The organism is Pseudarthrobacter sp. NamB4, from assembly GCF_005796185.1.
GTDB lineage: Bacteria > Actinomycetota > Actinomycetes > Actinomycetales > Micrococcaceae > Arthrobacter.
This window is the reverse complement of record NZ_VAHM01000013.1, coordinates 62,412-76,558: the sequence shown is the minus strand read 5'-3', so window position 1 is coordinate 76,558 and position 14,147 is coordinate 62,412. Positions and strand designations below refer to the sequence as shown.

The following is a 14,147-nucleotide window of genomic DNA, read 5'->3' as shown; positions in this document are numbered from 1 at the left end:
GTCCTCCACGTGACTGCTTCAGAGAAAACGCCGTTTTACATCACCACGGCCATCACCTACCCCAATGGTGTGCCGCACATCGGCCACGCCTACGAGTACATAGCCACGGACGCCATGGCGCGCTTCAAGCGCCTTGACGGCTATGACGTGATGTTCCTGACCGGCACCGACGAGCACGGAATGAAGATCGCCCAGACGGCCGAGAAGGAAGGCATCACGCCCAAGGAGCTCGTGGACCGTAACGCCGAGATCTACAAAGCGGCCCATGCAGCCCTTGGTATCACGTACGACCGCTTCATCCGCACCACCGATGCCGACCACTATGCCGCCTCGCAGGCCATCTGGAAAAAGATGGAGGCCAACGGCGACATCTACCTCTCCAAGTACGAGGGCTGGTATTCCGTCCGTGACGAGGCCTTCTACGGTGAAGACGACACTGTGGTCAAGGACGACGGCGTACGGTACTCCAAGGAAACCGATACCGAGGTAACCTGGACCGCTGAGGAAAGCTACTTCTTCCGGCTCTCCGCGTACCAGGATAAACTCCTTGCCCTTTATGAGGCCCAGCCTGAGTTCGGCGCGCCGCAGTACCGCTTCAACGAAGTCATCAGCTTCGTCAAACGGGGACTGGAAGACCTTTCCATCAGCCGCACCACGTTCGACTGGGGAGTACCGGTTCCCGGGAATGACAAGCACGTGATGTATGTCTGGGTGGACGCCCTGACCAACTACCTCACAGGCGTTGGATACCCGGACGTGGAGTCCGCGAAGTTCCGCAAGTACTGGCCCGCGGATGTCCACATTATCGGGAAGGACATCTCCCGCTTCCACGCCATCTACTGGCCTGCCTTCCTCATGAGCGCGGGCCTGGAACTGCCCAAGCGGGTCATGATCCACGGCTTCCTGCACAACAACGGCGTGAAGATGTCCAAGTCGCTGGGCAACGTGGTGGCTCCGGCCGACTTCGTGGCCCAGTACGGCCTGGACCAGGTGCGCTTTTTCTTCCTCCGGGAAGTTCCCTTCGGCGCGGACGGCAGCTACAACCACGAGGCGATCGTGGGCCGGATGAACTCGGACCTGGCCAACAATTTTGGAAACCTGGCCCAGCGTTCGCTCTCCATGGTGGCCAAGAACTGCGGCGGGCGCGTTCCCGTTCCCGGAGAATTCACGGCCGCTGACACTGCCATCCTCGCCCAGGCCGATGCCCTCCTTGGCGCCGCCCGTGCCGCCTTCGACAAGCAGGAGTTCAGCCGTGCCCTCGAAGCGATCTGGCATGTGCTGGGTGACACCAACGCGTACTTCGCAGAGCAGGCCCCGTGGGTGCTGCGGAAGACCGACGTCGAACGCATGAACACCGTCCTGTACGTGACGCTGGAAGTCCTGCGGATCGTAGCCATCCTGTCGCAGCCGGTCATGCCGAACGCCACGGCCAAGCTGCTGGACGCACTTGGCCAGCTTGAAGGCGATGCCCGCCAGTTCAGCGCCATCGCCACGCGCATCGCTTCCGGTACCGAACTGCCTGCTCCTGCGCCTGTCTTCCCCAAGTACGAGGAGCCCGTGGAGGCCTAGTCCGGACGGCTCTCTCACTTAATGCGGCCTTTCCGCGAACGCTTTCTCACCCCAGGACGGGAAGTGAGAGAGCGTTCGCCGTTTTTGCACATTAACTGCAGGAGGGTTCTCCGGCGTCCACCCACCGAGACGGCTTGACCAGCATATGGATCCCTTGGCTACCCTGATTCCATGAGCGCATCCTCCATTGATCTTGCAGTTATCCCCGGCGACGGCATTGGCCCCGAGGTGATCGCCGAGGCACTCAAAGTCCTTGAAAAGGCGGTGGCAGCGGAGGGTGTAGAACTCAAACAGACCCACTACAAGCTCGGCGCCGAGCACTGGCTGGCCACGGGAGAGACCCTGCCGGATGAGGTCCTGGCCGACCTGCGTACCCGGGATGCGATCCTGTTCGGCGCCGTAGGCGCAGCCCCCGGCGATACCCGGATTCCTTCCGGCATTATCGAGCGCGAGATGCTCCTCAAGCTTCGCTTCAGCCTGGACCACTACGTCAATCTGCGCCCCTCCCGGCTCTACGGAACCGTCGGCTCCCCGCTGGCCAACCCCGGCACCATCGACTTCATCGTGGTCCGCGAAGGCACCGAAGGCCCCTACGTGGGCAACGGCGGCACCCTGCGCGCGGGCACTCCGCACGAGGTGGCCACCGAAGTTTCGCTCAACACGGCCCATGGCGTTGAGCGGGTAGTCCGGGACGCGTTCCGCCGCGCCAGCGCCAGGGAACGCAAGCACGTCACCCTGGTACACAAGCACAACGTCCTGGTATACGCCGGACACCTGTGGAAGCGCACGGTCGAGGCAGTGGCACAGGAATTTCCTGAGGTTACCCACGATTACCTGCACGTGGACGCCGCCACCATCTTCATGGTCACGGACCCGTCCCGCTTCGATGTGATCGTCACCGACAACCTCTTTGGTGACATCCTCACCGACCTTGCCGCGGCCATCACCGGTGGCATCGGCCTTGCGGCATCCGGCAATATCAACATGGACCGTACGGCGCCGTCCATGTTCGAGCCGGTCCACGGTTCAGCCCCGGATATTGCCGGCCAGGGCAAAGCGGACCCCACAGCCGCCATCCTCTCCGCCGCCCTCCTGCTGGATCATCTCGGTTACGCTGCAACGGCCCGCAGGATTGAAGCGGCAGTGGTTGCCGACGTCGAAAAGCGCGACGGTGGTGCACGCAGCACCAGCGCCATCGGCGACGCTATCGCCACCGGGCTCTGACCCCGCGCCAGGGCCTCCGGCTTCGGGCGTAAGCTTGTCTCGAATCACCAAATGCCGCCCTGGCCGTTCAGCGCTGAACCCGGGGCGGCCGATCGTGGAGGAACCATGACTCAGACCGCCCCCGGCGTTGAATTCAGCCAGCAGCCCTCGGCCAACCCGAAGTCTGCTGAAGAACGTGCAGCCATCCTGGCCAACCCGGGATTCGGCAATCACTTCACCGACCACACAGCGGTTGTTGACTACAGCGTGGACGAGCACGGCAACGGCGGCTGGCACAACGCCCGGATTGAAGCGTACGGTCCGATAGTCCTGGACCCGTCCGCTGCGGTGCTGCACTACGGGCAGGAGATTTTCGAGGGGCTCAAGGCATACCGCCACGCGGACGGTTCCATCTGGTCCTTCCGCCCCGAAGCAAACGCGGCACGACTGAACAAGTCCGCGCGCAGGCTGGCCCTTCCTGAACTGCCGGCCGAATACTTCCTCGGCGCAATCCGTGAGCTTGTCACTGCTGACAAGGAATGGGTTCCCAGCGGTGACGGCGAAGCCCTCTACCTGCGGCCGTTCATGATCGCCACCGAAGCCTTCCTGGGTGTGCGGGCTGCGCGTGAGGTGTCCTTCCGGGTGATCGCCTCGCCGGCCGGCAACTACTTCGGCGGCGAACTGAAGCCCGTTTCCATCTGGATCTCACGCCAGTACGCACGGGCCGGCCGAGGCGGCACCGGCGATGCGAAGTGCGGCGGCAACTACGCTGCTTCGCTGATCGCCCAGCAGGAAGCTGAAGCCAACGGCTGCAAGCAGGTCCTCTTCCTTGACCAGTTCAACGACAATGCCGTTGAGGAGCTGGGCGGCATGAACGTTTTCTTCGTGATGAAGGACGGCTCGCTGGTTACTCCGGCGCTCACCGGCACCATCCTGGAAGGCATCACCAGGATGTCCGTCATCCAGGTGGCCAAAGACATGGGCCGAGAGGTCACCGAGCGCAAGATCACCCTGGACGAATGGCGAGACGGCGTTGCTTCCGGTGACATCACCGAGGTCTTCGCCTGCGGTACGGCCGCTGTTATCACTCCGATCGGTGTCCTTAAGGACGCGACGGAGTTCATTGGTTCCGGGGACGCCAAGGCGGGGGAGACCACAATGGCCATCCGCGAGCAGCTGCTCGGCATCCAGACCGGAAGGCTCCCCGACACGCACGGCTGGCTGACGCGCCTGGCGTAGTCCAGCGCAATCCTGACGTACGACGGCGGCTGCCCGGCCAGGGTTCCGGCAGCCGGCGTCCTTCAGCGGCGGCCGGCCTTCCGGGCGGCGTTCTTGAGGCCCTTGCGGGACACCGGCTTCAGTGCCTTCCGTGCCGCTTCTTCGGCAATCGCCTGGTTGCGGCGGGCATCGATGATGTCGTTCCACAGCGCCGTCGCGAAGGCGCCGCCGTCCTGGGCGTACACGTCGTAAGGGTAGTCGGCAAAAATGGACGGCGTGCCGCCGGAGGGCAACGCCTTCCCTGTTACCTCTGCGACGGCGTCCGCGACAGCCCACGTCCGGGTCAGATGCCTGGTCAGGTTCTGCTGGACAAAAACATTCGCATCACTTGCTGCAGCGGCGCGTCCCAGCAGTGACTCCAACTCGCCGGCGACGGAGCGGGCCGCCGCTTTCTCCACCAGCTGCGAACCCGACGTGAGGTCCTCCGCGAAAGCATCCACTTCCTCGCGCCAGTCGCTGGTCTCCCGGAACTTCTTCCACGTGGGAAACCAGACAATGCTGCCCGTAGCGTGGTTGTGGATGTGCTGGAGTCCGCTGTTCTTCTCTGTTGCAGCGTGGTCGTGGCCGGCAGCGTCGGCGCCGGCCAGGAGGTCTGCAAGGGCAGTTGTGCTCATGGTGTCTGCTTCCGGCTTCCTGGTGGAGTTCGTGGGTCTTCAGTAGTGGTCAACCCCGTCCGCCGGCTGTTCTATTCCGGTTGCCGGGGCACCCGCGATCCAGCCGTCGATGCAAAGATGGGGTGGTGACTTCAGCTTCCGGTCCCGCCCTTCACCGCAGCTCCCCCCTGACGCAATCCATCCTGGCTCCCAATCCCGGGCCGATGAGCCTGGACGGAACCAACTCATACGTGCTGAGGGCCCCGGAACATCAAGGCGCCGTGGTGGTTGACCCGGGACCGCTGGATGAGGCCCACCTCCATGCGCTGGCTGCCGCCGGCCCGGTAGAGCTGATCCTTGTTACGCACCGGCACGCAGACCACACCGCGGGCTCCATCCGGCTGCGGGAACTGACCAGGGCTCCTGTCCGCGCAGCCGATCCCGACCACTGCCATGGGGGAGGAGCACCTCTTCAGGGCGGGGAGTCCATCAAAGCGGCGGGACTGGAGATCCGGGTGGTGGCCACTCCCGGCCACACCTCGGATTCAGTCTGCTTCCACCTTCCGGATGACGGCCCGCACGGATCGGTCCTCACCGGGGACACCATCCTGGGCCGCGGCACCACGATGCTCGACTATCCTGACGGCACCCTGGGCGACTACCTCGCCTCGCTGGACAGGCTTGAAGCCCTGGGCGAGGCGGCCGTCCTGCCCGCCCACGGTCCCGTACTCAGTTCGCTGGAGGGCATCGTCGGCAGTTACCGCAGCCACCGTCTCGACCGGCTGGGGCAGATCCGCGCCGCCTTAGACCGGCTGGGCCGGGCCGCAGCCGTCCGTGACGTCACGGACGCCGTCTATTCCGACGTCGACCCTTCCGTTCGGCGCGCCGCTGAAACCTCCGTTGCAGCGCAGCTGCACTACCTGCGGGGCCGGGCAGCACGGCAGTAGCTGCGGCCCGGTTGCCGCCTGGCAAGACGGTAGGGTAGGAGCCATGCGTATTGCCAGGTTTGTCGTCGATTCTGATCCCCTCTACGGCGTTGTCGAAGGTGAGACGGGCAGTGAGGAGATCACTGTCATCCACGGAGATCCCTTTTTCAACGGGGTGGAGCGCACTTCCGTCCGCCACAAACTGGAGGACGTCCGGCTGTTGGCCCCCATCATTCCCCGGAGCAAGGTGATCGGCGTGGGGCGCAACTTCCTTGAGCACGCCCGTGAACTGGGCAATGAAGTCCCTGCCCAGCCGCTGCTGTTCCTGAAGCCCAACACCGCCGTCGTGGGCCCCAATGATCCTGTTGTGCTGCCGGACTTCTCCGAGGAAGTCTCTTTTGAGGCTGAGCTGTGCGCAGTGATCGGCCGGATCTGCAAGGATGTGCCCGAGGACCGCGTGGACGATGTCATCTTCGGCTACACCTGCGGCAACGACCTCACCGCCCGGGACGTCCAGAAAACCGACCTGCAGTGGACCCGGGCCAAAGGCTTCGATACGTCTGCGCCCCTGGGACCGTGGATCGAGACCGAGCTGGACACCGAGGACGTTCAGATCCAGGCCCGGCTCAACGGGGAGCTGCGGCAGGACGGGAATACCAGCCAGATGATCAGGGGAGTCCGCGAACTGGTGTCCATCGTCTCGCAGGCATTCACCCTCCTGCCGGGCGATGTCATCATGACCGGAACGCCGGCTGGTGTTGGCCTGGTGAGCGCCGGGGACCGCATCGAAGTGGACATCGAAGGCATCGGCCGCCTGTCCAACCCCATCGTGCGCCGCTGACCCGCGCCGCCTGAACCACTGGCGGCAGACGGTAAAGTTGAAGCCACTATGACTACTGCTTCTGCGTCGAATGCTGCCTCCCTGCCCTCCCTTTCCGCTGACACACCCGTCCGGGTCCGGTTCTGCCCTTCGCCTACCGGGACCCCGCACGTCGGGCTGATCCGCACGGCGCTGTTCAACTGGGCCCACGCCAAGCACACCAAGGGCACTTTCGTCTTCCGGATCGAGGACACGGACGCAGCTCGCGACTCGGAGGAGAGCTACGAACAACTGCTGGAAGCCCTGAAGTGGCTGGGAATCAGCTGGGATGAGGGTGTCGAGGTTGGCGGTCCCCACGAGCCGTACCGGCAGTCGCAGCGCCTGGACCTCTACAAGGACGTGGTGGCGAAGCTGATCGAGGGCGGCTACGCCTACGAGTGCTATTCGTCCCCGGAGGAAGTGGAGGCGCGGCACCGGGCCGCCGGCCGCGACCCGAAGCTCGGCTACGATAACTTTGACCGCGACCTCAGCGAGGAGCAGGTGGCGGCCTTCAAGTCCGAGGGCCGGAAGCCGGTGCTCCGCGTCCGGATGCCCGATGAGGACGTCACCTTCACCGACCTCGTCCGCGGCGAGATCACCTTCAAGGCCGGCAGCATTCCGGATTATGTCATTGTGCGGGCCGACGGCTCCCCGCTGTACACGCTGGTGAACCCCGTTGACGACGCCCTCATGGGCATCACCCATGTGCTGCGCGGGGAGGACCTGCTTTCCTCCACGCCGCGCCAGGTTGTCCTCATCCGGGCGCTCATGGAACTGGGCGTGGCACAGTACATGCCTGAATTCGGCCACCTTCCATACGTAATGGGGGAGGGCAACAAGAAGCTCTCCAAGCGGGATCCGCAGTCCAACCTGTTCCTCCTGCGGGACCGGGGCTTCATACCCGAGGGCCTCCTCAACTACCTGTCGCTGCTGGGCTGGAGCCTCTCCGCCGACGAGGACATCTTCACCGTGGACCAGCTCATTGAAAACTTCGACGTCCACGACGTGCTGGCCAACCCGGCGCGCTTTGACATCAAGAAGGCCGAGGCCATCAACGGCACCCACATTCGGATGCTCGCTCCGCAAGACTTCCGGGACCGGCTGGTGCCCTACCTGAGCGCTGCCGGTTACGTAGGGGAGCAGCTCACGGCACGGCAGGAGGAGGTCCTCACCGAGGCAGCGCCTCTGATCCAGGAGCGCATCACGCTGCTGGGTGAGGCGCCGGAGATGCTCGGTTTCCTGTTCAAGGACGACGACGCCATCGATATCGCCGACGACGCGCGGAAGGGACTTCCGGCCAACCTTGGCGAGGTCCTGGACGCGGCCATCACCGCCCTGGACGGCGTGCAGGACTGGACGGCCGAAGGCATTCAGGCAGCCCTCAAGCAGGCGCTCGTGGAAGACCTGGGCCTGAAGCCCCGCCTCGCCTTCGGACCGGTGCGAACGGCTGTCTCCGGCCGGCGCATTTCCCCGCCGCTGTTCGAGTCCATGGTGATCCTGGGCAGGGACTCCTCCCTCCGCAGGCTCCGGACCTTCCGCGGCTGATGACTGCGCCCAGCACCGCCCCCTCCGGTGTTCTTTCGACCCGCTTCGGAACGGTGCGGGGGATCCTGTTCGACATCGACGACACGCTGGTGGATCTCGAATTCTCAATGACCACCGCCCTGCGGGAAGTCAGCGAACACCTCCTGCCCGGCCTTGACCAGGCCGGGTGGGAGCGGTTCGGACGCATTTTCACTCACGAAACTACGCACTACTACGACCGATACCTGGCGGGAGAGCTGACGTTCAACGAACAGCGCCTGCTGCGCGGCCGGGCTGCCCTGGGCCACTTCGGGGTGGAGTTGGGCGACGGTGAGCAATCGCATCAGTGGCTGACGGCCTACATGGAAAAACAGCCTGCATACGTGAAGCCCTTTCCGGACGTGATGCCACTGCTGGACGTGCTTGACAGGGCGGGCATTCCCTATGGCGCCGTCAGCAACAACGTCCACGACTACCAGCGCGCGAAGCTGGACGGTGCAGGACTTGAACGGGTACGGCGCCTGGTGGGGACAGACACGCTTGGCGTGGCCAAGCCCCATCCGGCCATTTACCTTGAAGGAGTCCGGCTGCTGGGCACTGCTGCTGGCGAAACCCTCTACGTGGGCGACAACCGTCTGCTCGACGCCGAGGGCTCGACGGCGGCTGGCCTCCTGGGTGTCTGGCTGAACCGGGCGGGGGAGCAGGTGGAGGGGTTCGACGGCGGCATGGTGGCCTCCCTGGAGGAGCTCGTCACCTAGATCACAGTGCTCCGATTTGTGCGGGCCGGAAGTGTCGGGTAAAGTAATTTCTCGTGCTGAGGCGCACGGAGCAGGGGAAAGCCCCTGAAAACCGGCCCGAAAGTACCATTGGGATATGGTGTAATTGGCAACACTACGGTTTCTGGTACCGTCATTCTAGGTTCGAGTCCTGGTATCCCAGCTCTGGTTTGATGACTGTTTCAGTGTTCAGAACAGAAGGTTTCAGCCGGTCCGCCGATTTGAAACCAGAGCGAAGTGTGTGAAACAATCACTGAGCTTGACCAGCGGAAACGCTAAAAAAGTACGGTAAAGTACACGGCCCCATCGTATAGCGGCCTAGTACGCCGCCCTCTCACGGCGGTAACGCGGGTTCGAATCCCGCTGGGGTCACCAAGGAAACGGTCCCGGGCATATGCCCGGGACCGTTTTTGTTTCCACGATCCTTCCTGCCGCTGCTGCATGGATGGTTATGGGAGGAAACGTGTATATGGCCTGGCTGTGTCACGAGCTCGGTCCCGTCAACTTTGCGCAAGCCCATGCGGGGCAGCAGCTGCAGGCGCGCCGGAACCGCGAACCCTGGGTGCCTGAACTGGCATGATGATCCTGTGACCTCATCCAGCGAGCACGATGACCTACAGGGTTTGCCAGCGGCGCCGTCCTACGGCGGTACTGCACCGGCAGCCGTGACACTGCTGGAGGAAGTGCGCGACGCCTTGGCCGGCGCAACTTTGCCGCTGGCCTTGCCTGGTGCGGAACAGGCCAGGCGCGAAGCCGCCAGCGCAGTAGCCCAGCTCGACGACTACATCCTCCCGCGGTACCGCAGCCTTGACGCGCCGCTCCTGGCCGTCGTCGGCGGTTCCACGGGCGCCGGGAAGTCAACGCTCGTCAACGGCATCGTGGGCCACCCTGTTACCCGTTCCGGGGCCATCCGCCCCACCACCCGGCAGCCGATCCTCCTGCACCACCCCTCGGAAGCCGCATGGTTTGAAGGCCAGCGGGTCCTGCCCAGCCTAAGCAGGATCCGGGGCTCCGTCACCGGCAGTCCGGTACCGGCCAGCCGGGCCGGCGCGGCCCCGGACGCGGGCGCCATGTCTTCCCTTGTGCTTGTGGCCGACCACGGCGTTCCGGCCGGAATCGCGGTCCTGGACGCTCCTGACGTCGACTCCATCTCAGACGACAACCGCAAACTGGCCGCACAGCTCCTGGCCGCTGCCGACCTGTGGATCTTTGTCACCACCGCCAACCGCTACGCTGACGCCGTCCCCTGGAAACTCCTCCTGGATGCCGCCTCACGGGACATCATGGTGGGCGTAGTCCTGGACAGAGTGCCGGCGGGCGCCGAGGCAGAGGTCAGCGAGGACCTGCGCAGACTCCTGGGCCGCGAAGGCCTGGGCTCAGCCCAGCTCTTCGTCATACCGGAAACCGACCTCGATTCCTTGGGCATGCTGCCCGCCGGGACCGTCCTGCCGCTGAAGACATGGCTGGCGGAACTGGCTGCCGACGCTGCCGGCCGGTCCGACATTGCCCGGCGCACATTGAACGGTACTGTCAGGGCGCTGGCGGGCCGGGTCTCGGCAGTGGGACAGGCGGCCCGGGATCAGCACCATGCAGCAGACGCCCTGGAGTCTGCCGCCGTCGCAGCTTACCGGGACGCCGCCGAACGGATCCTGGATTCGACCAGGGACGGTGCGCTCCTACGGGGAGAAGTGCTCGCCCGTTGGCAGGATTTCGTGGGCACGGGGGAGTTCTTCCGCACCCTCGAGCAGAACGTGGGCCGGTTCCGTGACCGGGTGGGGGCCTTCTTCCGGGGCGAGCCGCCCCCCGCGGTGAGGGTGGAAGCAGCCATCGAGACAGGCCTGCAGGCAGTCATCGTCGACGAAGCGGCCAATGCCGCCGAGGACACGGACCAGCGCTGGCGCACCGACGCCGCCGGGCGCCAGCTCCTGGGAACAGACGACCTCTCGGGAACAACGCCGGGCTTCGAGGAGCGGGCCGCCGCGGAAATAAGGGCCTGGCAGGAAGCGCTGATGGAACTGATCCGCACCGAAGGCCAGGGAAAACGCACCCAGGCGCGCTGGCTGTCCTTTGGCATCAACGGCCTGGGCGCAGCCCTGATGATCGTGGTGTTTTCCATGACGGCGGGACTGACAGGACTGGAGGTAGGCGTGGCAGGAGGTACCGCCGTCGTGGGCCAGCGTCTGCTGGAGGCAGTCTTCGGTGAGGACGCGGTCCGGCGCATGGCCGAGAAGGCCCGGGAGGACCTTCACATGCGCTGCCAGCGCCTGCTGCAGGAAGAGCGGCAGAAGTTCCTGTCCCGCCTGCCTGAACGCGATGAGCGGACACCGGAGGCGTTGGCCGCGCACGCGGACGCACTGGCCCGGCTGGCGGACCGCGGATGAGCCGGCACAGCGACACCCGTGAATCATCCCGGCTGGACCGCCGTCTCTCGGCCCTCAACGATGCACGGCAACTCGGCGAAGGGGTGCTCCCCGACGAGTCCCTGCAGGAGGTTTTCAGCGTCCTGGAGCGTGCCAGTTCACGGCGCTCCCTGTCTGCCGAGCACACCGTCGTCGGCTTCTTCGGCGCCACCGGAAGCGGCAAGTCCTCCCTTTTCAATGCGGTCAGCGGAGCAGAAATCGCGACGGCGGCCGCCCGGCGTCCCACGACGTCCGAGCCTTTGGCAGGGGTATGGGGAGCTGAAGGCAGCGAACCGCTGCTGGACTGGCTGGGGGTCCGCAACCGCCACCACGCCGCTGCAGTGGAGGGATTCGCTGATGAGGGCACCGGCCTGATCCTGCTGGACCTTCCCGACTTCGATTCCACCGAGGCTTCCAACCGGGAAGTGGTGCAGCGGATGGTAGGGCTGGTGGACGTCCTGGTGTGGGTCCTTGACCCGCAGAAGTATGCGGATGCGGCAGTGCACAATGACTTCCTGTCCCGTTTGGCTTCCCATGGGGCGGTGACCCTGGTGGTTTTGAACCAGGTGGACCGGCTGCCGGATCGCGACGTGCAGCCCGTCATGGAGTCCCTGCGGTCAATCCTTGCCCGCGACGGCCTTGGCAAGGTCCAGGTCCTCGCGGCGTCCGCCCTGACCGGGGCGGGCGTTGACCAGGTCCGGGCAGCCATCCGCGGTGTGGGCGTCAAGCGGAAAGCCCAGTCGCAGCGCCTTGCCGCCGATATCACGAAGGCTTCGGCGGAACTCGGTGCCGCTTCCGGCGACGGGACTGCCGCAGGCGTTAGGCCTGCCTCAACACGGCGCCTCGCGGAGGAGCTGGCGGTGGCAGCCAACGTTCCGGTAGTAGTCCGGGCGGTAGGACAGTCCTACCGCCTGGAATCAGTCAGGCGCACGGGCTGGCCCGTGACCAGGTGGCTCTCCAGGTTCCGGGCAGACCCGCTGCGGCGGCTCAATCTCCGCAGCACCGCACCGTCAGAACTGAACCGCACCTCCCTGCCGGCGGCCGGGGCGCCGGAACGGGCGCGCACGGATGCGGCGGTGCGGGAATTCGCTGACGCGGCCAGCGCCGGCGCCTCCGGTCCCTGGCGTGCTGCCATCCGGGCAGCCGCACGGGAGGGCAGGGAACGGCTGCCGGACGCACTTGACCAGGCCATCGCGGGAACGGACCTCGCCGCCGACCGGAAGTCCTGGTGGTGGGGGATGTTCAACGTCATTCAGTGGCTGGCGCTGCTCACGGTGCTCGGTGGACTGGGGTGGCTCGGCGTCCTGGCGGCACTGGGGTATTTCCAGATGCCGGTGCCGGAGGTGCCCCGGGTGGAAGGCTGGCCGGTCCCTACGCTGATGATCGCCGGCGGGGTGGTACTGGGGATTTTCCTTGCTGTTACCGGTCGGTTCATGGCAGCCGCGGCCGCGAATGCACGGGCGGCGAAAGCGCGGAAACGGCTCAACGCCGCCGTGGCCGCGGTGGCCCAGGAACTCGTGGTGGAACCGGTGGAGGTGGAAGTCAGCAGGCAGGCTGCCTTCAGTGCCGCCTTGAAGACAGCTGCCGCCGGTTAACTGCGTTCAGCGGGCGGGAGGGGCTGCAGTTTCCTGGCTTCCTGCGGCCGCGGGATCCGCAGCTGCATCCCGCACTTTGACCAGGGTCCGCAGATTGCGGGTTGTGGTGGCGGACTTGAACCGGGGCTTGGCCGAGATCTTGCTGAAGGGGCTGTCGAGTGTTCCGCCGGCAGGGGCCAGCCACGCGAGAGCCTCGGGTCCCAGCCTCTTCTGCTGATGGCCCTCAAGCCCCGCCCCTGCTTTGTCGAGTTCATCGAGGGTTGCTTCATCAGAGGAAAGCGTGATGTAGGTGTGCGTGGCTTTGTCGTTGTCCGGGTAGGGGCAGGCAGCCACCAGTTCTGCCACCCGGGCTGCGTCCAGGACCACCACCCAGGCGTCATAACCGAACCCGCTCCGCAGGCACTTCTCGCATTCCTGCTTGACCGCGGGGGCATCCAGGCTGCTGGTCAGCACCACGTTTCCGCTGGCCAGGAGAGTTCTGGCATCTGGAAAACCGCAGCCCTTCAATGCCTCCCGGAGGTCCCCCATCTTGATGGTGATGCCGCCGACGTTGATGCCGCGGAGGAAGACTGCATAGCTGCCCATGGCAAAAAGCCTAGCGCCGGCGGGGCCCGGGTCAGGGCGGCGGCGGCAGGAGCCGTTGTTCCCGCGTCAGTCGTTGTTTTTGCGGAGGGCCTCGGTGAGGATCCGGCCCGCGTTGCAGACCACTTCCGCATGCAGCCGCCCGGGTTGGCGGGTGAGGCGTTCGATGGGGCCGGAAATCGAAACAGCCGCAATGACCCGGCCGGAAGGTCCCCGCACCGGCGCCGAGACTGACGCAACCCCCGGCTCACGTTCGCCAAGGCTCTGGCCCCAGCCCCGCCGTCGTACGCCTGCCAGGACAGTAGGCGTGAAACGGGCCGACTGCAGCCCCTCGAGCAGGCGGTCGTGGTCCTCCCAGGCGAGCAGCACCTGGGCGGCCGATCCTGCCTTCATGGACAGCTGGGTGCCCACGGGGATGGTATCCCGCAGGCCGATCGGGCGCTCGGCGGAGGCGACGCAGACGCGCCAGTCGCCCTGCCGCCGGAAGATCTGGGCGCTCTCGCCCGTGGCGTCGCGCAGCTGCATCAACACTGGGCCGGCGGAAGCAATCAAACGGTCCTCGCCGGCAGCGGATGCCAGCTCAACCAGGCGGCTGCCCAGGACGAAGCGCCCCTGGATGTCGCGGCTCACCAGCCGGTGATGGACCAGGGCAAGGGCAAGGCGATGGACAGTGGGCCGGGCAAGGCCGGTGGCCGCCACCAGCTGCGCCAGAGTAGTGGGGCCGGCTTCGAGTGCATCAAGCACCTGGGCCGCTTTATCAATGACACCGACTCCACTAGAATTGTCCATGTAATGATATTGCCGTCTCAATATCTGAGATGCAAATCTTTCGGCTGGCGCAGT

At 65.4% G+C, this 14,147-nt stretch carries 12 protein-coding genes and 2 tRNA genes; 11 read left to right on the top strand and 3 right to left on the bottom strand.

Annotation, left to right across the window (positions count from 1 at the left end; genetic code table 11):
- Positions 1-9 precede the first annotated feature (9 nt).
- The 3 genes from metG (at position 10) to FDW81_RS13200 (ending at position 4,011) form a co-directional block, all read left to right on the top strand.
- A complete protein-coding gene (gene metG, locus FDW81_RS13210) occupies positions 10-1,569 on the top strand; it encodes a methionine--tRNA ligase (RefSeq protein WP_138134640.1) in 1,560 nt (519 codons plus the stop codon).
- A gap of 171 nt (positions 1,570-1,740) precedes the next feature.
- On the top strand, positions 1,741-2,793 hold the full coding sequence (locus FDW81_RS13205) for a 3-isopropylmalate dehydrogenase (protein WP_138134639.1): 1,053 nt from the start codon (positions 1,741-1,743) through the stop codon (positions 2,791-2,793).
- Between the two features lie 105 nt (positions 2,794-2,898).
- Positions 2,899-4,011 carry a branched-chain amino acid aminotransferase gene (locus tag FDW81_RS13200; RefSeq protein WP_138134638.1) on the top strand — a complete coding sequence of 371 codons (1,113 nt, stop codon included), beginning with the start codon at positions 2,899-2,901 and terminating at the stop codon, positions 4,009-4,011.
- Positions 4,012-4,073: 62 nt separating this feature from the next.
- Here FDW81_RS13200 and FDW81_RS13195 read toward each other — a convergent pair whose 3' ends face one another.
- On the bottom strand, positions 4,074-4,664 hold the full coding sequence (locus FDW81_RS13195; protein WP_138134637.1) for a hypothetical protein: 591 nt from the start codon (positions 4,662-4,664) through the stop codon (positions 4,074-4,076).
- Between the two features lie 125 nt (positions 4,665-4,789).
- On the opposite strand from FDW81_RS13195, the gene FDW81_RS13190 reads away from it, so the two are divergent.
- The 8 genes from FDW81_RS13190 (at position 4,790) to FDW81_RS13155 (ending at position 12,722) form a co-directional block, all read left to right on the top strand.
- Positions 4,790-5,590 (top strand): MBL fold metallo-hydrolase, encoded by an 801-nt coding sequence (locus tag FDW81_RS13190; protein WP_138134636.1) that lies wholly within the window; start codon positions 4,790-4,792, stop codon positions 5,588-5,590.
- Positions 5,591-5,633: 43 nt separating this feature from the next.
- Positions 5,634-6,410 (top strand): fumarylacetoacetate hydrolase family protein, encoded by a 777-nt coding sequence (locus tag FDW81_RS13185; protein ID WP_138134635.1) that lies wholly within the window; start codon positions 5,634-5,636, stop codon positions 6,408-6,410.
- A 48-nt stretch (positions 6,411-6,458) separates the two neighbouring features.
- Positions 6,459-7,973: a glutamate--tRNA ligase gene (gene gltX, locus FDW81_RS13180; protein WP_138134634.1), complete on the top strand. Its 1,515-nt coding sequence runs from the start codon at positions 6,459-6,461 to the stop codon at positions 7,971-7,973.
- Positions 7,973-8,710: an HAD family hydrolase gene (locus FDW81_RS13175; RefSeq protein WP_138134633.1), complete on the top strand. Its 738-nt coding sequence runs from the start codon at positions 7,973-7,975 to the stop codon at positions 8,708-8,710. Before gltX ends, FDW81_RS13175 begins: the two co-directional genes overlap by 1 nt.
- Positions 8,711-8,819: 109 nt before the next feature.
- Positions 8,820-8,891: transfer RNA gene (locus tag FDW81_RS13170), tRNA-Gln, on the top strand.
- A 136-nt stretch (positions 8,892-9,027) separates the two neighbouring features.
- Positions 9,028-9,103: transfer RNA gene (locus FDW81_RS13165), tRNA-Glu, on the top strand.
- Between the two features lie 212 nt (positions 9,104-9,315).
- A complete protein-coding gene (locus FDW81_RS13160; RefSeq protein ID WP_370279029.1) occupies positions 9,316-11,109 on the top strand; it encodes a dynamin family protein in 1,794 nt (597 codons plus the stop codon).
- Positions 11,106-12,722, top strand: a complete 1,617-nt coding sequence (locus FDW81_RS13155; protein WP_138134632.1) for a GTPase — start codon at positions 11,106-11,108, stop codon at positions 12,720-12,722. The genes FDW81_RS13160 and FDW81_RS13155 overlap by 4 nt, the downstream gene beginning before the upstream one ends.
- Positions 12,723-12,728: 6 nt before the next feature.
- On the opposite strand, the gene FDW81_RS13150 is transcribed toward FDW81_RS13155, so the two are convergent.
- Positions 12,729-13,307 (bottom strand): DUF1697 domain-containing protein, encoded by a 579-nt coding sequence (locus FDW81_RS13150; protein ID WP_138134631.1) that lies wholly within the window; start codon positions 13,305-13,307, stop codon positions 12,729-12,731.
- A 66-nt stretch (positions 13,308-13,373) separates the two neighbouring features.
- Entirely contained in the window at positions 13,374-14,093 is a 720-nt protein-coding gene (locus FDW81_RS13145) for an IclR family transcriptional regulator (RefSeq protein WP_009356552.1), read from the bottom strand.
- Positions 14,094-14,147 lie beyond the last annotated feature (54 nt).